Here is a 20,088-nt window from a genome sequence, read left to right as displayed (position 1 = left end):
ACGAGCACAGCACCATCGAGGACGCCCATCACGCCGGCGCGCTGCGCGTATTGCTGCGCTTCGGTCTCGTGGTCGAGGAGCCGGAGGCGGTCGCCGCGGTTCTGGAACGGCTGCCGGACGGGGAGCTGCGGGAGATCGCTCTGGATGCGGCGCGGGCGGTTCTGGAGGACCAGGAGGCCCCCGATGCGCGGCTGGCCGCGCTGGTCGCCCGTTCCGAGAAGTGCCGGGAGCGTCTGGAGGAGGTCACCGCGCTGCGCGAGACGCCCGGAGCCGAGGCGACCGCGGCGCTGGTCCGCGCGACCGGGGATGCGGAGTGGCGGGTGCGGCAGGAGGCCGCCGCGGCGCTGGCGTCGGGGGTGCGCTCCTACGGTCACCGGACCCTGCTGGAACGCCTCGTCGAGGCCTGGCCGGCGGACGAACGCTCCCCCGCCGCCGACGCGGTCCGCGAGGCGCTGGCCGACGGCCCGCACAGCGTCCACTGGCAAGGGTGCGAGCCGGAGAGCGCGGAGCTGCGTGCGGCCCACCGTGAGCTGCGGTCCCCCACCGGCGAGACGTCCCATCGCCGGGCGTTCTCCGCCATGCTGCACAGCGGGCAGCGGGCAGCGGGCAGCGGGCAGCCGGTGGCCGTGGGCATCGCGCTCGACCACTTCCACCACGGCGACGGGCTCATCCGGTTCGGCCTGGACGACGGCGAGCACGCACCGGAGACGCTCGCCGTCGCGCGGGGCGTCCTCGCCCAGGCGCCGTCCGCGGCCGCGCCGGGCCCCGGCACCGGCGAAGGCGTCGGCGCCGGCGCGAACCATGCGAGCGCGCTCGACATCCTGGCGGAGCTCGGCGAGCCCGAGGACGCGGCGGCGATCGTCGCCGCGCTGCGCGCAACGGCCCCCGCGGGTGTGGTGCGCGCATGCGCCGTGCAGGCGGCCTGGGGCTGTCTCGAACGGTGGCGGACACCGGACGAGCGGATCGTCGCGGCGCTCGAACCGCTGATCTTCGACGACTCGCTCGATCCGGACCTGCGCACGGACGCGATCAATGCCCTGTTCGGCCTGGAGAACTCTCCCCGGGCGACCGCGGTCCTGGTACGCGCCACCCGCTCCACCGAGCTGCCGATCCAGGTGGAGGGGGCGATCGGGCTCACCTACCCGCACTTGATCGACGCACACCGCGAGCCGCTCCGGCAGCTGATCGCGTCATGGCCGAAGGGCGCGGGGGAGCGGGCCGACGCCGTCGTGTCCCAACTGGGCGAGTGACGCAGGCGGGCCGACGCGGCCACCGCCGCCCGCCGACGGGAACGCCCCGTGCACGCGCTGCCGGGCCGGGTCATCGGGCGTACCGTGAAAAGAGCCGGCCGAGATTTCTGTGCCGCCTGGCCGGTTTTTCACGGCCCAGGCGATTTCGTATTTCGGGGGGACCGGGAATTTCGGGGGATCGATGAGGTGAGCGCAGCGCCGGCGTTGTTTCCGAGGGGTTCGGAGGACGCGTGATGGCGGACGCGACGGATACGGAGAATGCGGCACGTCCCGGTGAGCGGGTGGTCACGCTCCAGGTGAACGGTCGGTCGTACACGCTGGGGCTGGACGCGCGGGTGACGCTTTTGGATGCCCTGCGTGACCACTTGGGGCTGGTGGGCACGAAGAAGGGCTGTGACCAGGGCGCGTGCGGGGCGTGCACGGTGCATGTGGACGGCAGGCGGGTGCTGGCGTGCCTGTCGCTGGCGGCGCAGTGCGAGGGGCGCGTGGTGACGACCATCGAGGGGATCGACGGTGCGGACGGGCCGCATCCGGTGCAGTCGGCATTTGTGGACCACGACGCATTCCAGTGCGGTTTTTGCACTCCGGGTCAGATCATGTCCGCGGTGGCTCTGCTGAAGGAGGGGAGAGCCGGTTCGGATGCGGAGATCCGCGAGTTCATGAGCGGGAATCTGTGCCGCTGTGGAGCCTATCCGCACATGGTGGCCGCCATTCGCGAGGCCGCGGGCGGTGGCGGCGATGCGCGCCCTTGAGTATGTGCGGGCGGCGGATGCCGCCGAGGCCGTACGGCTGGTTTCCGGCGATCCGCAGGCGGCGTTCCTCGCGGGCGGTACGACGCAGCTCGATCTGATGAAGGACGGGGTGCTGAACCCGGGGCTGCTGGTGGACATCACGCGTCTGCCGCTGCATCGCATCGAGCCCCATGGTGAGGTGCTGCACGTGGGTTCGCTGGTGACGATGGAGGAGCTGGCGGCCGATCCGGTGATCGTGGCGCGGCTTCCCCTCGTCAGGGAGGCTCTGCTGGCGGGGGCGTCCACGCAGCTGCGGAACATGGCGACCATCGGGGGGAATCTGCTGCAGCGCCCACGGTGCCGCTACTTTCGTGACCCCGCCGTGCCACAGTGCAACAAGAGGGATCCCGGTTCGGGATGCGCGGCGGTGGCGGGCACGGCCCGGATGCACGCGATCCTGGGGGTGAGCGAGCGGTGTATCGCGGCGCATGCGTCCGATCTCGCGGTCGCGCTGGTCGCGCTGGATGCCGTGGTGCGGATCCAGGGGGTGTCGGGCCGGCGGGCGGTGCCGTTGACGGAGTTCTACCGTACGGCGGCGGAGAGTCCGGAGTCGGAAAACGTCCTGGTGCACGGTGAGTTGATCACCGGCGTGGACATTCCGCTGCTGCCGGCCGGGGCACGGTCGGGCTATGTGAAGGTGCGCGACCGGGCGTCGTACGAATTCGCGCTGGCGTCGGCGGCGGTGGCGCTGCTGGTGTCCGACGGCATGATCCGCAACGCGCGGGCCGGTCTGGGCGGTGTGGGGTCAACGCCCTGGCGGGCCTGGGCCGTTGAGCGCGAGCTGCGGGGCGCGCCGGCCGTTCGCGGGACGTTCCGCCGGGCGGCGGAGGCGGCCGTGACGGGGGCGTGGACGGTGCCGGGCACGGCGTTCAAGGTGGAGCTCGCCCAGCGCACCCTGGTCCGTGCACTGCAGACGGTGGCGGGAGGCGCGGCATGAGTACGGTCAAGAGCGCTCCGGTGGTCGGCGCCGGGATCAACCGCGTGGACGGTCCCCGCAAGGCCGCCGGTGCCGCGCCCTATCCAACGGACTTCGACATCCCCGGGCAGACGTACGGTGCGCTGGTACAGAGCACCATCGCGGCGGGCAGGATCGCGCGGATGGACACGGCGGCGGCCGAGGCGGCTCCCGGTGTGCTCGCCGTGCTGACACCCGCCAGCATGCCCCGGCTCGACCGGGGGCCGATGACGGACATCGGGCCGTCACCGCCCGCGCCGCTCCAGGACGACCGGATTCTGCACCACGGCCAGCACATCGCGTTCGTGGTCGCGGAGACCCAGGAGCGGGCCACCGCCGCCGCCCGGCTGGTGGACGTCGCGTACGAGCGCACCGAGCCCCTGCTGGATCTGCTGGACCCGCGGGCTCCGCAGCTCGCCGATCCATGGGGGACGGACCACACCCGGGGCGATGCGGCCGCCGCGCTGGCGTCGGCCGAGGTCACGGTGGAGGCGACGTACACGACGCCGGACAACACCAACAATCCGCTGGCGCCGTTCGCGACGCTCGCGGTCTGGGAGGGGGACCGGCTGACCGTGCACGACACCACGCAGTGGCCGTCACTGGTGCGCAGCAACCTCGCGGCCGTCTTCCAGGTGCCCGAGAGCGCGGTGCGGGTGCTGGTGCCCTACGTGGGCGGGGGGTTCGGCAGCGCCCTGCGCGTATGGCCGCATGTGATCCTCACCGTCGCCGCCGCCCGGCTGCTGCAACGGCCCGTGAAGCTGGTCCTCACCCGCCCGCAGATGTTCACCTCGGTGGGGCACCGGCCCAAGGGCGTCCAGTGGATCACCCTGGGGGCCACCCGCAGTGGTGAGCTGGTCGGTATCGACCACCGCAGCATCTCCCCGGTGTCGATGGCGGACGACGACTTCGAGCCGTCCGCGGCGGGATCGGGCTTCGCCTACCGGTGCCCCCATGTGCGCACCCAGGACCGCCAGGCCCGGCTGAACATCCCCGACCCGACGTCGATGCGCGCCCCCGGGCAGGCCCAGGGGAACTTCGCGCTGGAGTCCGCGCTCGACGAGCTGTCCTACGTACTGGGCCTGGATCCGCTGGAGCTGCGGATGCGCAACTACGCCGACGTCCACCCGCAGTCCGGGCTGCCCTGGTCCAGCAACGCGCTGCGCGAGTGCTACGAGGTGGGCGCGGAGCGGTTCGGCTGGTCGGCCCGCCGCCCCGAACCCCGGTCCATGCGGGACGGCAACTGGCTCATCGGGTACGGCATGGCCGGCGTCAGCTACCCGTGGTACGCGACGGACTGCCGCGCGCAGGCCACGGTCCGGCGCGACGGAAGCGCCCTGGTACGCAGCGCCGCCACCGACATCGGCACCGGCACGTACACCGTGATGACGCAGCTGTCCGCGGAGTGTCTGGGCCTCCCGCTGGACCGGGTCCGCTTCGACCTCGGTGACTCCGACATGCCCTTTGCGCCCCAGGCCAGCGGTTCCGGGCTGACGGCGGCGCTCGGCAATGCCGTCCTCGACGCGTGCCGGCGGCTCATCGGGATGTTCGTCGGCCTCGCCGGCCAGGACGCCGACTCCCCGCTGTACGGTGCCTCGCCCGCGCAGGTGGACGTCACCGAGGGGCGCATCCACCTGGCCGGGGCGCCCGCGCGCGGCGAGGCGTACACGGACCTCCTCGGCCGGTACGGACTGCCCGAGCTGACGGCGGACGGCACCAGCACGCCGGCGTCCGAGGACGATCTGGGGATGGCGCTGTCGGGAGCCTTCGGCGCCAAGTTCGTCGAGGTCCGGGTGGACGTGGACCTGGGCCTGATCCGCATCGCCCGGATCGTGTCCGCGATCGACGGCGGCCGCATCCTCAACGCGAAGACCGGCCGCAGCCAGATCGTCGGCGGCACGGTCGGCGGGATCGGCATGGCGCTGTTCGAGGACACCGTCACCGATGCCCCCAGCGGCCGGATCGCCAACGCCACGTTCGGCGACTACCTCATCCCCGTCAACGCCGACATCCCCGACATGGACGTCGTGTTCGTCGGCGGACCGGACCGCGCCAACCCGATCGGCACCAAGGGAATCGGCGAGATCGGCCTCGTCGGCATCGCGGCCGCGGTGGCGAACGGCGTCTATCACGCGACGGGCAAGCGGATCCGTTCGCTGCCCCTCACGCTCGACGCGCTGATGTGAACGCGCCGACGCCCGGCCGCGCCCCGCCCCGGCAAGGGAGACCGAGATGCTGGACATCGCTGACGAGCTGAACCGATGGGCCGAGCAGGGCCGCGAGTTCGCCGTCGCCACCGTGGTGGCCGTCAGCGGCAGCGCGCCCCGGCGTCCGGGCGCCGCGCTGGCCGTGGACGGGGAAGGCACGGCGATCGGGTCGATCTCCGGCGGGTGTGTGGAGGGCGCGGCGTATGACCTGTGCCAACAGGTGCTGGCGGACGGCGAAACGGTGCGCGAACGCTTCGGCTACAGCGACGAGGACGCCTTCGCGGTGGGGCTGACCTGCGGCGGCGTCATCGATGTCCTCGTCACCCGGGTCCGCGGCGGGGTCGTGCCCGCCGCGCTGGCGGCCGCCGCGGCCGGCCGGCCGGCGGCCCTGGCCACGATCACCGACGGCCCGGCCGAACTGCTGGGCCGCGCCCTGCTCGTCCGCCCGGACCGCTCGTACGAGGGGACCCTCGGCGCGCACCCCGAACTGGACCGCACCGCGGCGGGCGAGGCGGCCGCGCTGCTGGACGTGGGCCGCACGGACACCGTCGTCATCGGCGAGGAAGGCAGCCGCTGCGGCCGTCCGCTGACGCTGCTCGTCGAGACCAGCGTCCCGCCGCCGCGCATGATCGTCTTCGGTGCGATCGACTTCGCGTCGGCGCTGGTGCGGGTGGGGAAGTTCCTGGGCTACCACGTGACGGTCTGCGACGCCCGGCCCGTCTTCGCGACGAGGACCCGCTTCCCCGAGACGGACGAGATCGTCGTCGAGTGGCCGCACCGCTATCTGGAGGCGACGGAGGTGGACTCCCGTACGGCGCTGTGCGTACTGACCCACGACCCCAAGTTCGATGTGCCGCTCCTGCGGCTGGCCCTGAAGCTCCCGGTCGCCTACGTCGGCGCGATGGGCTCCCGCCGCACCCACGAGGACCGCAACCAGCGGCTGCGCGAGGCGGGCGTCACCGAAGCCGAACTGGCCCGGCTCCGCAGCCCGATCGGCCTCGACCTCGGCGCCCGTACGCCGGAGGAGACGGCCCTGTCGATCGCCGCGGAGATCGTCGCCGACCGCCGCGGCGGCCGCGGAGCCTCCCTCTCGGACGCGCACACCCCCATCCACCGGTCGGATCCCGACCGTGCGCGCTCGCTCACCGGGCCGTGACCCACGCCGCGTTACCCGCGAGTAATTTTGGCTGATCATGGTCTCACCAGGACCGATGGCGCACCTCTACGCTCCGGATCACCGCACACCGCACCCGTGTCGCAGTGACACCGCGGTCAGATCCCGATGGAGCACCGATGGCGCGATCCCGCCGTACCGCCGGCCGGCAGCCCGGCCGGCGAAGAATGACAACTGCCTTACTCGTCACGGCACTTGCCCTCAGCGGCGGCCTCGCCACGGGCCCCGCGTCGGCGGCCTCCCGCCCCGCCCCCGCCGTCACCACGGCCGCGGCAGCCGCGGCCGCTACTCCCTCCTTCCGCCGGGTCGACATCCCGATGAAGGACGGCACCGTCCTCAAGGCGAATGTGTTCACCCCCGCTCCCGGCACGCCCGGCGCCGACCGGAAGGGCCGCTACCCCCTGGTCGTGCAGCCCGCCAGCTGGGGACAGAACGACCTGGAGTACCTCGCCCAGGGCAAGCAGCTGGCCGCCGACGGCTACCTCGCCGTCACCTACACCGTGCGCGGATTCTGGGGCTCCGGCGGTCAGGTCGATGTCGCGGGACCCAAGGACGTGGCCGATGTGTCCGCGGTCATCGACTGGGCCCTCGCCCACACACCCGCTGACCGGCAGCGCATCGGCATGGTGGGGCTGTCCCTGGGCGGCGGCCTCACCCTGATGGGCGCCGCCTTCGACCCGCGGATCAAGGCGGTCGCCTCGATGAGCGGCTGGGCCGACCTGGCCGACTCCCTCTACAGCGGACGGACCCGGCACCTCCAGGCCGTCGCCCTGCTCGCCGCCATCCAGGCGCCCACCGGCCGCAGGAGCCCGGAGTTCGCCCGGATGCTGGCGGACCTCTTCGCCGACCGCGATCTGCCCAAGGTCGTGGCCTGGGCGCACACCCGGTCCCCGGCCAGGTACGTGGACCGCATCAACGCCCACGGTACGGCCGTCTTCCTGGCCAACGCCTGGGGCGACAGCATCTTCAACCCCGGCCAGATGACCGCCTTCTACCAGCGGCTGACGGTTCCCAAGCGGCTGGAACTGCGCCCCGGAGACCACGCCACACAGGAGCTGACGAGCCTGCTGGGGCTGGACAACGCCACCTGGGCGAGCGCCCGCAAGTGGCTCGATCACCACCTCAAGGGCACCGGCGGCGACGCCCGACGGCAGCCGGTGGAGCTGGAGGTCCGGCCGAACGGCAGGCACGAGAGCTACCCGGACTGGCGCGCCGTCAGCTCCCGGACCGCGCAGCTGCGGCTGGGCGGCCCGGACCCCTCCGGCACCGGAGCGCTCGGCGGCCCGGCCGGCCCCGGCTGGCGCAAACCCGTCGCCGGTGGCACGGATTCCGGCGCGGACGGCGGTATCGCCGAACTCTCCGGGGCCCTCGACCAGACCCTCGGCCTCCCGCCGACCGTTTTCCTCCCGCTGCTGCCCCGCAGGTCCGCCGCGGTATGGCAGTCGGCGCCCGCCGCGACGGTGCAACACCTTCGCGGCGCCGCGCGGTTGCACACGCAGGTCACCGCGTCCGCGGCCCAGGGCACGGCGTTCGCCTACCTCTACGACGTGAACGCCCTGGGGGTGGGGAAGCTGATCTCGCACGGCCCGCAGAGCTGGTCCGGAAGGAAGCCGGGGCGCGCCTTCCCGCTGGACGTCTCCCTCTTCGCCACCGCCTACGACCTGCCCGCCGGGCACCGGCTGGCGCTGGTCGTGGACACAAAGGACCCGCTGTACGGCGGCCGTACGCCACGGGGGAGCGAGGTGTCGTTCGGTTCGACCCCGGCCGATCCGTCCGAGCTGGCGCTCCCCCTGCGCTGACCGCGGTGCGGTGCGCCCGTCACCGCACCCGCTCGTACACCGTCACCCGCCGACCTCCGGTGTCGGCGGAGGCGGTGCGGGTGAAGTGCTGGGCGAGGACGGAACGTTTGACGAGGTCACGGCGGTTGGACGAGGCGGAGGCGCCGCTGGTGCCGCTGCCCGCGCCGTCGGTGACGAGGACGATGCGCTTGTGGGTCAGCATGGCGGCCCGCAGGCGTGCGGGCGCGGCCTCGATGCCGTACAGGGTTCCGGAGGCGAACGGGCTCTGGGCCAGAGCGACATCGTCGAGGCGACGGAACGCGGCGGGCGTGACGAGTGCGGCGTCACGCCGCTGGTCGGGGACGAACACGACCCCGTCCCCGGGGCGGGCGAGCGCCGCGACCTCGGCGGCCGCCGCCCGCACATCATCCGTCCGGCTCGTCGGGGACCGCAGGCCGAGTTCCAGGGGCAGCAGCGCCACGAACACGACCGCCACGACCCCGGCGAGCAGGAACTCGCCGCGCACCCGCCCCCAGCGACGGCCCCGGGCCCGGCCGTACGACTCCGCCTTCTGCACCGCCCAGGCGACGGCGGGGCCGACCAGCAGTGAGAGCCCGATGTAGGAGAAGAGCACATAGCGGTCGGCGTAGAGCGGCTGGACGATCCAGGAGGCCAGCAGCAGGCCGAGTTGAGGCACGGCGAGCAGCGGCAGACCCACCGGGATCTGGGACAGCGCCGTACCCTCGCGGCGCGGTATTCGGGCACATGCCAGGGAGACCACCAGCATCACGGTCACCCCCAGCAGGCTGGAGGCCGAGGCGGGCCGGATCCACGCCACCTGACCCGCCTGCGGCCGGCTGGCGAGAATGAGAGGAAGCGTCCCCGACACGATCACTGCGGCGCTCATCAACCATCGTGCCATCAGCGGACGTTGACCGGACCGCCGGGCGATCACCACCGTCACGCCGTGCGCCGCCAGCGCGAAGAGCGAGAGCCAGTTGAGCAGTGCGGCACCGAGCATGGCCGCCGTATAGCCGCCCCAGCGCCACCCCCATGCGACCCGCCGCCCCCGGCCGTCGCGCGCACTCGTGGGCTCCGCCGGACACACCGCGCCCACCAGCAGCCGGGTCGCCACCGCCACCAACGCCGCCACCAGCGTGAAGGAGCGGCCCTCCTGGGCGTAGCGCTGCATCGCCGGCAGCAGGGCCAGCACCAGTCCCGCCGAGAGGCCGCCCATGGGTCCGGCGAGCCGGCGGCCGGTTGCCGCGGTGGCGGCCGCGGCGATGACCATGCCCAGGACCGACGGCAGCCGCATCGCCGTCACGCTCGGTCCGAAGACCTCGAATATGGCATGTATCAGGAGGTAGTAGAGCCCGTGGACGACATCCACGTGCGCGAGCAGGTGCCCTATCTCGGGCAGCGAGCGCTCGGCCGTCGTCCATGTCGCGGCCTCGTCCCGCCATATGGCGCCCTGTCGGTGCAGCCCCCACAGACTCAGCGCGAGTGCCAGTAGCGCCGGCGCTCCGGTAACCACCCAGCCCGGCCACCGGTGTGCTCCCGCGAGGGGCTGGGTGGCCCGCCGTCCGAGGGCGGCGGTGGCTCCGGAGTCGAGATCAACAGACATGTTCGAGACTATATACGGGACGTATAAACCGAATGTATAGCCGGTGCGTTGACCGGCCACCGAGCACCGGGCGCCGACCACCGGGCGCCGGTCGCCGGCCGGAGGCGCTCCACTTCGTGAAGCGGCCCAGGGTCGCGCCCTTTGTCCGACGTTCAATCTATTGACCCTTGAAGGGGGTGTGGCTTAACTGCCCTACGCCATCAGCGGGTTGACCGCCACGCCGACACGCGTCGGCGCTGTGCGCACGCAGTGAGGAGTCGCCGGTGTCCGGTTCCGGATCCATCAGCCGTCGTCACATCTTCACGGCATCCGCGGGAGCCGCGGTCCTCGTCGGCACGGCGGCGTCCGTGGCGCATCCGGTGCCCGCCGCGGCCGCGGTGCCCCCGGCCGTCGCGCGGCCGCCCCGCGACCCGAAGACCGAACGCCGGGTACGGGCCCTGCTGGACAGGATGACCGTCGAGGAGAAGTTCGGGCAGCTCCAGCAGCTGACGTGGCATGCGGCCACCGGACCCGGCGACGGCCAGAACGAGCAGTGCGCCGAACTCGCCGCGAAGGGGCTGCTGGGCTCGGTGCTCAACCTCACCGGCGCCAAGAAGTGCAACGACCTCCAGCGCGCCGCCGTGGAGAAATCGCGGCTGGGCATCCCGCTGATCTTCGGCCAGGACGTCATCCACGGCTACCTCACCACCTTCCCGATCCCCCTGGCCCAGGGCAGCAGCTTCGATCCCGACGTCGTCGCCTCCGACGCCGAGACCAGCGCGCGGGAAGCCGCCTCCCAGGGCATCCACTGGACGTTCGCGCCCATGGCGGACGTCAGCCGGGAACCGCGCTGGGGCCGGGTGGCCGAAGGCAGCGGCGAGGACCCGTATCTGACGGCCGAGCTGACGGCCGCCAAGGTGCGCGGCTATCAGGGCGCTGATTACGGCGCCAAGGACCGGATCGCCGCCTGCGCCAAGCACTTCGTCGGCTACGGCTTCCCCGAGGGCGGCCGCGACTACAACACCGTCGATGTCTCCGAGCGGCGGCTGCGCGATGTCTGCCTGCCGCCCTTCAAGGCCGCCGTCGACGCCGGTGTCGCCACCGTCATGGCGTCCTTCAACACCGTCAACGGCGTGCCCGCGCACGCCAACCGGCACACCCTGACCGATATCCTGCACGAGGAGTTCGGCTTCGACGGCTTCGTCGTCGGCGACTACACCGGCGTCCAGGAACTCATCGCCCACGGCATCGCCGCCGACGGCGCCGATGCCGCCCGCCTCGCCCTGGGCGCCGGCGTCGACATGGAGATGGTCTCCACCACCTACGCGGAACACGGCAAGCGGCTGCTGGCGGCCGGAAGGATCAGTCGCGAGCGGCTGGACGACGCCGTCGCCCGGGTGCTGCGGGTCAAGTTCCGCGCCGGGCTCTTCGACCGCCCCTACGCCGACGAGGCCGCGGAGATCACCGAACCGAGCGCCGCGGCCCGCGCGGCGGCACGGACCGCGGCCGCGCGCTCCATGGTCCTGCTGCGCAACGAGAACAAGACCCTTCCGCTGTCCCCGAAGACCGGCTCGCTCGCCGTCATCGGCCCGCTCGGCGACGACACCAAGGAACTGCACGGTACCTGGGCGGGCATCGGCGCCGCCCTGTTCCCCGCGGTATCGGTACTGGACGGCATCAAGCGGGCCGCCCCCTCCGTCACCGTGCGGTTCGCCCGCGGATGCGCGGTGGAGGGCGACGACACCGGCTCCTTCGACGAGGCGGTCGCCGCGGCACGGGCGGCCGATGCGGCGGTCGTCGTCGTGGGCGAGAAGGCCGCACAGAGCGGCGAGGCCGCCGCACGCAGCGACATCACCCTGCCCGGCGTCCAGGCGCAGCTGGTGGCGAAGGTCGCCGCGACCGGCACACCGGTGGTCGTCGTGGTCCTGTCGGGCCGCCCGCTGGTGCTCACCGCCCTCGCCGACCGGGCCGACGCGATCCTGCAGGCCTGGCACCCCGGCATCGAGGGCGGCCATGCCGTCGCCGACCTCCTCTTCGGCAAGGTCAACCCCGGCGGCAAACTGCCCGCCACCTTCCCCCGCTCGGTCGGCCAGCTCCCGCTCCACTACGGGCACGAGAACACCGGCCGCCCCTTCGACCCGGAGAACAAATACACCTCGAAGTACCTGGACATCCCGCACACCCCGCTCTACCCCTTCGGGCACGGCCTCAGCTACACCACCTTCACGCTCTCCGGCCTGAAGCTGACCGTGGAGGTCCTGCCGGCGAAGCGCGTCGCCGCCGGCGGCGCGACGGTCCGGGCCACCGTCCAGGTCGAGAACAGCGGCACCACGGCGGGCGACGAGGTCGTCCAGCTCTACCTCCGCGACAAGGCCGCCAGCGTCGTCCAGCCGGTACGCAGGCTCGTCGGCTTCTCCCGCGTCCCTCTGAAGCCGGGGGAGCGGCGGACGGTCGGCTTCACCCTCGGCCGGGCGGAACTGGGCTTCCACACGAACGATCCCCGCGGTGAATTCCTGGTGGAGCCCGGGGAGTTCGAGATCTACGCTGGCAACAGCTCGGAGGCGGCACTCATGACGGGGTTCACCCTGACCTGACGGTGCCGTCATCCGTCCTGGGCGCGGCCACTGTCCTGGCGAGCCGTCGGGGCGTTGCCCAGATGCCCGGTCCCCGCGCCCTGGGCCGCCGCGCGGTAGCGCCCCGGGGTGGTGCCGAACTCCCGGCTGAAGGCGTGCGAGAGGGCATACGGCGTGCCGTACCCGACCCTGCGGGCGATGGCGGCCAGCGGGTCGGGGGTGTCGCGCAGGAGGGTGGCCGCGACCGTGAGCCGCCACCACGTGAGGTACGCCATCGGAGGGCGGCCGACCAGGGAGGTGAACCGGCGCGCCAGGGTGGGACGGGAGACGCCCGCCTCCGCGGCCAGCCGGTCGTTCGTCCACGGGGCGGCCGGATCCGAGTGCAGCGCCCGCAGGGCGGCGGCCGCCACCGGGTCACCCAGCACGGCCGGCCAGGCTCCGGTCGTGCTCGCGGCCATCCAGGAACGGATCATGTAGACGAGGAGCAGATCGAGCAGGCCGGGCACCGCGATCTGCTGCACAGCCCGGTGCAGATCCTCGCCCCGTCCTGCAACAGCTGCTTGTGCCTGGACCAGGCCCAAGCGGTCGCCAGCCGCCGACGGGTGCTGGAACGGGCCGCCGAGAACACCGAATTGGTCGTCCCCGCGCACTTCGGCGGCGCGGGCGCCCTCGAGGTCCGCCGGGAGGGCGAGCGTTTCGCCCTCGGCCCGTGGGCGGCCTACCAGGCGCGATAGGAACGCCGCCGCCGCCCCCTGGGGCCCGCGCGCCCGTGGCCGGCGGCGCCTGCGGTCACTCGCCGGCGCCGTCCTCCCGAGCGCCGTCGGGGGCCGTGGCGTCCGCGTGCCGCAGGAACGTCCACAGGACGTTCTCGCCCCCGCCGATGAACGGCAGCCGCTCCTGGCCGGTGCGAATCTCCTCCTCCGTCATCCAGCCCCACCAGGCGACCTCACGCGGGTTCGGGGCGATCGACGCGATCTGGTCGGGGGCCAGCCGGACGTCGTGCACGGCCATCCAGTACGGGCCGTGCTCCTCCTGGTAGATCCGCTTGAACACCATCCGGGGCGGCTCGGCCAGGCGGACCCCCATCTCCTCCTCGAACTCCCGGGCGGCGGCCTGCTCGTAGCTCTCGCCGACATCGACGCCACCGCCGATCACGGTGTCGTAGCGGCCGGGGTAGCGCCGCATGCCGTCGCCGCGGCGGTGCACCAGGACGCGGCCCGCTTCATCCCGGCAGACCACCACCGCTATGCGGTGCAGCAGCCACCCCCGGACCGCCGCATCGCGTTCCACCACGCCGACCACACGGTCCCGCTCGTCCACCTGCTCCACCAGTTCGCTCATGGCCCCACCCTGCCAGGCGCGTTGAGCGGTGATTCGGCCAGGTGGGGGCGGGGCGGTGGGGGGCGGTGTCCGCGAGCGCTACGCCGGGCCGCGCACCGCGCCCGCCGGCCACACCACGTGCACGGGAACGCCCGCAGCCCGCGCGGCGCGGACGGTGTCCGCCGTTCCCCCGCCCCGGCCGGACGGCGGGCTCCCGTCCCACACGGCGATCAGTGCGTCGGCGCGTCTGATCAGCTCGGCGTTCGCGGCCTCGTACGCCTGCCGGTTCGCCCGCGGAAAAGGCAGCACCATGACCTCGGAGGCGGCCGACGCCAGACGGTCGAACAGCGACTCGTGATCGGGTGTGACGTGCGCGGCGCGGTAGTCCAGGGAGGGCAGCACCACGATCAGCGTGCCCCCGGCCTCGAGCACGACCTCGGCGAAGAGTGCGTCGGCGCCGGGCGCGATGCACGACACTCCGACCAACTCCTCGCCCGCATACCCGGCCAGCAGCTCGCGCAGCGCGCCTCCCGCCAGCTTGTATGTCGTGGGCGCCAGGTCCATATGACCGGTCACCGCGAAGGTCGGCACCCGGCCCACCTCCTCTGCAGCGACGAAAACGCCCTCACTCTACCGAGCCGCCGGCTCGTGACCCCGGTGCGGTTCGTTCATCCGTGGCTCTTGTGGGTTCACCGCTGCGCTGCTTGGCTCTCCGCCGAGATCGTCACCGATGACGGGGGAGTGCCGGCATGGGCAAGGTCAGACTGGTTCACCGGGGCGCGCTCGCCGTCCTCTGCGCCGCCGCGGCGGCGCTGGCGCCGGCCGCCGCTCCCGCCTCGGCCGCGGCCCCCGCCCCGGTCTCCGCCGCCGAGGCCGTCCCGAGCGGCCAGGGCCCGGACATACCCCGGTTGACGGACGACCAGGGCCGGACGCTGACCCTGCACGGCTGGAACGTCGAGGACAAGCAACACCGCGGCGACGACGCCCTGTCCGCCATCACCGAACGCCAATTCCGTGATCTGCGCCGCAACGGCTTCAACTTCGCCCGCCTGCTGATCTTCTGGGACGATCTCGAACCGCGTCGCGGCCACTACAGCACCCGGTACCTCCGCACGATCGAGCGCATCCTGGACTGGGCGCACACCTACGACATCAAGGTGGTCATCGACGCCCATCAGGACGTCTTCGGCCCGGCGTTCGGCCACCGGGGCATCCCCGACTGGGCGACCCGGACCGACGGACTGCCCTTCACACCGCACCCCGAGGACTGGTTCGCCGAGTACTACGAACCCGCCGTCCAGCGTGCCTTCACCCACCTCTACACGGATCCGGACCTCCAGCGCGCCCAGGGACGCATGTGGCGCCTGCTGGCCGACCGCTTCGGAGACCACCCGGCCGTGTTCGGATACGACCTGATCAACGAGCCGATGGGCGAGCTGCGCCAAGGCGAGGACCTGCCCACGGCGGCCCGCCGCATCGAGGCACAGCAGATCACTCCGATGTACAACCGCATCGCGCGGTATGTGCGCACCGTGGACCGCGACAGCCGGCTGTTCATCGAGCCGACCCCGATCGTGGGCGAGGGCATACCGACCGGACTCGGCGAGGTACGGGACCGCCACGTCGTATACGCGCCGCACTTCTACAACTCCGCCATGGAAGCGGGAGCCGACTACGACCCGAAGGCCGGATGGATCGCGTCGTACGAGCGGGCCGTCACCGATTATCCGCGGCGCCGACGGATCCCCGTCGTGATCGGCGAATGGGGTCCGCTCAACAACGACCTGCCGAACATGGGCCGTTTCTACCGTGACGCGCTCGCCTCCCTCGCCCGCTACAGCTCGGGCTGGGCCGGCTATGTGTGGTGCTACGGCGGCGGATACTGCGCGGCCGACAAGGACGGCAGGCTCCGCACCAACAAGGACCTCACGGCCGCCCCTTACGCCGCGGCGGTCGCGGGACGGACGTCCGCGCAGGTCCTCGGCCCCGAGCCCGGCAGCTACCGCCTCACCTACGACGCGCGCCGGGGCGGAAGGACCGAGATCTCGCTGCCGTCCGACCCGCGGTACCGCAGCGTCGTGGTGCGCGGCGGGGCATGGAGCGATACGCGCACCGTGCCGGCGGGGAAGCCGGCCGTGGTCACCGTGCTGTCGCCGTGGCAGAGCCGGGTCACGGTGACCGTGACCCCGGTGACGGGCACATCCGGATGAGGCGAGGAGCCTAGGCGTCGGTGGCGGCGCCGCCGGCTCGCGGGTCGCGTGACAGCTCGGCCCAGCAGCGGTCGGCCGCTTCGGAGCAGGCCTGCCAGGTGTGCAGGAAGAGCGCCGTGGCCTCCCCTCCGGGCCAGTCCGGGGGGAGCAGCCACGCGGGCAGCCGCGGGTCGCCCTCGAACGTCAGCCGCCAGGCGTGCACCAACCGGGTGCGCAGCACGAACGCCTCGGCGTCGCCGCCGGGCCGGGCACCCGCGAAGCGGCTCAGGAAGTCCTCGTGCAACCGCCGCACCGCCGCCAGATCCCAGGCCCGCGCGACCAGCGCCCGCTCGCGCGCCGGGTCGTCGGCGACGGTGGACACGAGCCAGGTGGCGTCCTCGGCCAGCCCCAGCTCGGTGAGCAGCGCCCGCAGCGCCCCCACGCCGCCGGGGTCGGCGGCGATCCATACGCCGTGGCCGAGCGGGCCGAAGCCCTCGAAGGCCAGCTGCTCCTCCACGATCGCCCGCTCGGGACCGGCCGGGGCCTGGAGCAGGAGTTGCTGCCACTGTCCGTTCCAGGGCGTCTCCTGCATGGCGCGGGTGAGCCGCTCGGTCCAGCCGGTGAGCAGGCGGACCAGGCGCGGGGTGAGGACGAGCCGGGTGTAGCGACCGGCGGGCTCGGTCGTCAGCCAGCCCTCGCCGGCGAGCCGGGTGATCGCGCGCCGGGCGGCGGTCCCCTCCACCCCGCAGGCGCGCAGCGCCGCGACCACCGCGGTGGACCACACACGGTCCTGGCCCGGCCAGCGCACATACTCCCCGAGCACGGTGAGCAGCAGGGCGCGGGCGCTGGGACTGCCGTCGCTGCGCCGGCGCGTGCGGGGCCGCGCGGGCCCGAGTTCGGGGGCCGGGGTGTCGATCGTGGTCCTCCCTCGCCGGCGGGGGCCTTCGTACGGCCCGATGCCCCCCGATCCTAGGCAGCGAGGCGTGGGGCGCGGCACGCGGTGCGGCGTGCGGTCCGGCATGAGGTCCGGCATCCAGTCCGGCATGCCGTGCGGATCAGGTGAGACACAAATATTGAACTCTCGATTTTTGTGTCTCACTATGGGCGGGTCGTTACCCCAGCACGTCGAAAGGCATGCGAGTGCAGACAACGCGCCCCATCCGGCCCGGCCGATTCGGAGCGTTCATCGCCCCCTGGCACGACATCAACGGCAGTCCGTCCCTCCAGATCCGCCGCGATCTGGACCTCGTCGGGCACCTCGACGGCCTCGGCTTCGACGAGGCATGGATCGGCGAGCACCACTCCGCCGGCTACGAGACGATCGCCTCCCCGGAGGTCTTCATCGCCGCCGCGGCCGAGCGCACCCGCCGCATCCGGCTCGGCACGGGCGTCAACTCCTTGCCGTACCACCACCCGTTGCTGCTCGCTGACCGCATCGTCCAGCTCGACCACCAGACGATGGGCAGGGTGATGCTCGGCGCCGGACCCGGCCAACTCCCCTCCGACGCCTTCATGATGGGCATCGACCCGATGCGCCAGCGCGACATGATGGCCGAGGCGCTGGAGGCCGTCGTGGCGCTGCTGCGCGGCGAGACCGTCACCAGGAAGACCGACTGGTTCCAGCTCGACCGTGCCCGGCTGCAACTGGCCCCGTACCAGCGCGCGGGGATCGAGGTCGCCGTCGCCTCCGCCGTTTCCCCTTCCGGGTCGGTGCAGGCCGGTCGCCACGGTCTGTCGCTGCTCTCCCTCGCCGCCGGCGATCCGAGCGGCTTCGCGTCGCTCGACGCCAACTGGCGGGTCCACGAGGAGACCTGCGCCGCACACGGGCACACCCCCGACCGCGACAGCTGGCGTCTGGTCGTCCCCATGCACCTGGCCGAAACCGCCGAGCAGGCGCGTCGTCAGGCCGAGCACGGCACGCTCCACCTGGTGCGCTACAGCGAGGGGCTGTCCGGGATGACCCTGCCCTGGGGCACCGACGCCGCGACGGCCGTCGAGCGGTGGACCACCGAGGGCTTCCCCACCTTCGGCGTGGCCACGATCGGCACCCCGGACGACGCGATCGCCCGCATCGAGGCCATGGCCGAGCAGTCGGGCGGCTTCGGCACGCTGCTCCTCATGGACCTGCCCGCCGCCGCCCCCGAGGCCAAGCGGCGCAGCTACGAACTGTTCGCCGAGTACGTCATCCCGCACTTCACCGGCGCCACCCGGCAACGGGCCGCATCCCTGGGCTGGGCCCACACCAACAGCGAGACGTTCATGGGGGCGATGCACGCCGCCGTGGCCGCCGCCTGCGAGAAATAGTCAAGGAGCGCACCCATGCGAGCAGCAGTCCTGCGCCACGGCGCCTTCACCCTCGACGAGGTCCCCGACCCCGTACCCGGCCCCGGCCAGGTCCTGGTGCGGACGGTGGCCACCGGCATCTGCGGATCGGACCTCTCCGCGTACCGGCACACCGAGGACTTCCTCCGGGCATCAAGGGATTCCGACACCCCGGCCTTCCTCTTCGACCCCGCCGCCGACCTGGTGATGGGGCACGAGCTGTGCGCCCGCGTCGTCCGGCCGGGCCCCGGAGTGGAGGGCTTCCCCGAAGGCCGGGTCGTGGTGGGCCTGCCGTGGGCCGTCGACTCCGGCGGTACGGTGCGCACCATCGGCTACTCCAATGAATTCCCCGGCGGTTTCGGCGAGTTGATGGTGATGCAGGCCGCCGCCCTGATCGCGGTGCCCGCGCACCTTCCGCCGCCGGTCGCCGCGCTCACCGAGCCGCTGGCCGTCGGCTTCGGCAATATCGCGCGCTCCGGGGCCGAGCGGGGCTCGGGAGCGGTCGTGATCGGCGCCGGGCCCATCGGCCTCGGAGCGGTCGCCGGGCTCGTCGAGCGGGGCGTCGCCCCGGTCGTCGTCTCCGAGCCGTCGCCGCGCCGCCGGGAACTCGCCCGGCGCTTCGGCGCACACCTCGTCGTCGACCCGGCCGAGCGTGACCCCTTCGACGCCTGGCGCGAGGCATCCGGGCGCGAGCAGCGGCTGACCGTCGTCGAGTGCTCCGGGAAGCCGGGCATGTTCAACCACGTCATCCACCGCGCCCCGCACGGCAGCACCGTGCTGCTGCTGGGCGCCTGCATGACCGAGGACACCTTCCGGCCGGTCGTCGGCATCTACAAGGACCTGACCGTCAAGATGTGCCTCACCTACCCGCCCGAGCAGTACGCCGAGACGCTGCACCGCATCGCCGACGGACGGGTGGACGCCGCCGCGCTGATCACCGGGGAGGTCGGTTTCGCGGGCGTGGCCGACGCGATCGAGACCCTGGCCGCCCCCGACGATCATGTGAAGGTGCTGGTCCGGCCCGAACTGAGCGGCCCAGGTGTACGGCCGCCCCGGAGCATCCCATGGGCCTGAACTTCCGCTCCCGCGGTCCTGGATCGCCTTCGGCCACCGGGGGCGCCGACGCGGGATGCAGCCGCCGTCCGCGCTCCGTAAGCTCGTAGTGAGAGTGCCAGGCGGCGGGCCGGGACGTACCCGGTGCCCGGCGGCATGCCGGGGCCGGTCCGGCCGCGCGGCCTCGCGCCGCTACCGATGCCTGTGCCGTGGAGCCATCGATGACCACACCGCGGGATCTGATGACCGTCGCCCTGGACACGGCCTCCGGCCGCCCCGTGGAGCGAGGTGACCTGTCGCTGGCGCTGGCGGGGGCCGAAGTGATCGACCTTCTCGCCGTCCAGGCCGTCAGCCTGGACGGCGAGCGCATCGTGCCGGGCTTCCGGCCGGCGATCGCCGATCGCCTGCTGGCCGAGGCCGCGGAGTCGCTCGTCCGGGAAACGCCGTACGAGCAGGTCAGCGACTGGCTGTGGCGCCGGGGCCAGGGCCTTTCCGCGGCCTATCTAGCCGCCCTCGAGGCGGACGGGGAGGTCACCCGGCAGCGGCACCGCGGGATGCCGTTCCGGGCCGGTCAGATGGTGCTGGCGGATTCGCCCGAGCGGAGCCGGGTGGCGGACCGCTGGACATCGGGCGAGCCCGTCCTCGCGGCCCTCGCGGCGGCCGTCGGCATCGGCGGTCGGACGGACGAGGAGTCCCCGGGAGTGGACGACGACGCGGTGGAGACGGTACTGGCCGCCGTCCATGACGCACTGATGGAACTGGAAGCGGTACGGCAACGACGAGCCATCGAAGAGGCGGCCTTCGACAACATCTGGCGCGGCGACTGACGGCGCCACGCGAGCCGTTTCCCAACTCTTCGCGTTCTCTTGGGTT

The 20,088-nt window shown here is 72.8% G+C and carries 16 protein-coding genes and 1 pseudogene; 12 read left to right on the top strand and 5 right to left on the bottom strand.

The window, feature by feature from the left end:
• Positions 1-50: 50 nt before the first annotated feature.
• From AC5677_RS03500 to AC5677_RS03475, 6 genes are all read left to right on the top strand, one after another.
• On the top strand, positions 51-1,250 hold the full coding sequence (locus AC5677_RS03500) for a HEAT repeat domain-containing protein (RefSeq protein WP_497193521.1): 1,200 nt from the start codon (positions 51-53) through the stop codon (positions 1,248-1,250).
• Positions 1,251-1,483: 233 nt separating this feature from the next.
• Positions 1,484-2,002, top strand: coding sequence for a (2Fe-2S)-binding protein (locus AC5677_RS03495; protein WP_497193520.1), 519 nt, complete (start codon positions 1,484-1,486; stop codon positions 2,000-2,002).
• Positions 1,989-2,978, top strand: a complete 990-nt coding sequence (locus AC5677_RS03490) for an FAD binding domain-containing protein (RefSeq protein ID WP_497193519.1) — start codon at positions 1,989-1,991, stop codon at positions 2,976-2,978. Before AC5677_RS03495 ends, AC5677_RS03490 begins: the two co-directional genes overlap by 14 nt.
• A complete protein-coding gene (locus tag AC5677_RS03485; RefSeq protein ID WP_497193518.1) occupies positions 2,975-5,182 on the top strand; it encodes a xanthine dehydrogenase family protein molybdopterin-binding subunit in 2,208 nt (735 codons plus the stop codon). The genes AC5677_RS03490 and AC5677_RS03485 overlap by 4 nt, the downstream gene beginning before the upstream one ends.
• Before the next feature lie 46 nt (positions 5,183-5,228).
• A complete protein-coding gene (locus tag AC5677_RS03480; protein WP_497193517.1) occupies positions 5,229-6,359 on the top strand; it encodes an XdhC family protein in 1,131 nt (376 codons plus the stop codon).
• Positions 6,360-6,544: 185 nt separating this feature from the next.
• Positions 6,545-8,176: a CocE/NonD family hydrolase gene (locus tag AC5677_RS03475; protein WP_497193516.1), complete on the top strand. Its 1,632-nt coding sequence runs from the start codon at positions 6,545-6,547 to the stop codon at positions 8,174-8,176.
• A gap of 19 nt (positions 8,177-8,195) precedes the next feature.
• Here AC5677_RS03475 and AC5677_RS03470 read toward each other — a convergent pair whose 3' ends face one another.
• Positions 8,196-9,779 (bottom strand): glycosyltransferase family 39 protein, encoded by a 1,584-nt coding sequence (locus tag AC5677_RS03470; protein WP_497193515.1) that lies wholly within the window; start codon positions 9,777-9,779, stop codon positions 8,196-8,198.
• 449 nt (positions 9,780-10,228) lie between these two features.
• Between AC5677_RS03470 and bglX the strand changes: the two genes are divergently transcribed.
• Positions 10,229-12,352: a beta-glucosidase BglX gene (bglX, locus tag AC5677_RS03465; protein ID WP_497196495.1), complete on the top strand. Its 2,124-nt coding sequence runs from the start codon at positions 10,229-10,231 to the stop codon at positions 12,350-12,352.
• An 8-nt stretch (positions 12,353-12,360) separates the two neighbouring features.
• Here bglX and AC5677_RS03460 read toward each other — a convergent pair.
• Positions 12,361-12,843 (bottom strand): annotated as a pseudogene (locus AC5677_RS03460) (helix-turn-helix transcriptional regulator); the annotation flags it as partial.
• A gap of 15 nt (positions 12,844-12,858) precedes the next feature.
• On the opposite strand from AC5677_RS03460, the gene AC5677_RS03455 reads away from it, so the two are divergent.
• The gene (locus AC5677_RS03455) at positions 12,859-13,065 is read left to right on the top strand and encodes a hypothetical protein (protein WP_497193514.1); all 207 of its coding nucleotides are present in this window, start codon (positions 12,859-12,861) and stop codon (positions 13,063-13,065) included.
• Between the two features lie 55 nt (positions 13,066-13,120).
• Here the strand turns inward: AC5677_RS03455 and AC5677_RS03450 are convergent, their stop codons facing one another.
• Both AC5677_RS03450 and AC5677_RS03445 read right to left on the bottom strand, forming a co-directional pair.
• Positions 13,121-13,672 carry an NUDIX domain-containing protein gene (locus tag AC5677_RS03450; RefSeq protein WP_497193513.1) on the bottom strand — a complete coding sequence of 184 codons (552 nt, stop codon included), beginning with the start codon at positions 13,670-13,672 and terminating at the stop codon, positions 13,121-13,123.
• Between the two features lie 78 nt (positions 13,673-13,750).
• Entirely contained in the window at positions 13,751-14,242 is a 492-nt protein-coding gene (locus tag AC5677_RS03445; protein ID WP_497193512.1) for a hypothetical protein, read from the bottom strand.
• Positions 14,243-14,400: 158 nt separating this feature from the next.
• Here AC5677_RS03445 and AC5677_RS03440 point away from each other — a divergent pair, with 158 nt between their 5' ends.
• Positions 14,401-15,861 (top strand): glycoside hydrolase family 5 protein, encoded by a 1,461-nt coding sequence (locus AC5677_RS03440; RefSeq protein ID WP_497193511.1) that lies wholly within the window; start codon positions 14,401-14,403, stop codon positions 15,859-15,861.
• A gap of 10 nt (positions 15,862-15,871) precedes the next feature.
• Here AC5677_RS03440 and AC5677_RS03435 read toward each other — a convergent pair whose 3' ends face one another.
• Positions 15,872-16,873: a PaaX family transcriptional regulator gene (locus AC5677_RS03435; RefSeq protein ID WP_497193510.1), complete on the bottom strand. Its 1,002-nt coding sequence runs from the start codon at positions 16,871-16,873 to the stop codon at positions 15,872-15,874.
• Between the two features lie 101 nt (positions 16,874-16,974).
• On the opposite strand from AC5677_RS03435, the gene AC5677_RS03430 reads away from it, so the two are divergent.
• The 3 genes from AC5677_RS03430 (at position 16,975) to AC5677_RS03420 (ending at position 20,042) form a co-directional block, all read left to right on the top strand.
• Positions 16,975-18,144, top strand: a complete 1,170-nt coding sequence (locus AC5677_RS03430) for an LLM class flavin-dependent oxidoreductase (RefSeq protein ID WP_497193509.1) — start codon at positions 16,975-16,977, stop codon at positions 18,142-18,144.
• A gap of 15 nt (positions 18,145-18,159) precedes the next feature.
• Positions 18,160-19,236 carry a zinc-binding dehydrogenase gene (locus tag AC5677_RS03425; protein ID WP_497193508.1) on the top strand — a complete coding sequence of 359 codons (1,077 nt, stop codon included), beginning with the start codon at positions 18,160-18,162 and terminating at the stop codon, positions 19,234-19,236.
• Between the two features lie 200 nt (positions 19,237-19,436).
• Entirely contained in the window at positions 19,437-20,042 is a 606-nt protein-coding gene (locus AC5677_RS03420; RefSeq protein ID WP_497193507.1) for a GOLPH3/VPS74 family protein, read from the top strand.
• Positions 20,043-20,088 lie beyond the last annotated feature (46 nt).

The organism is Streptomyces sp. JLSY215 (assembly GCF_059682825.1).
Note: the sequence above shows the minus strand (reverse complement) of the source record. Positions and strands in the feature narration are given on the sequence as shown.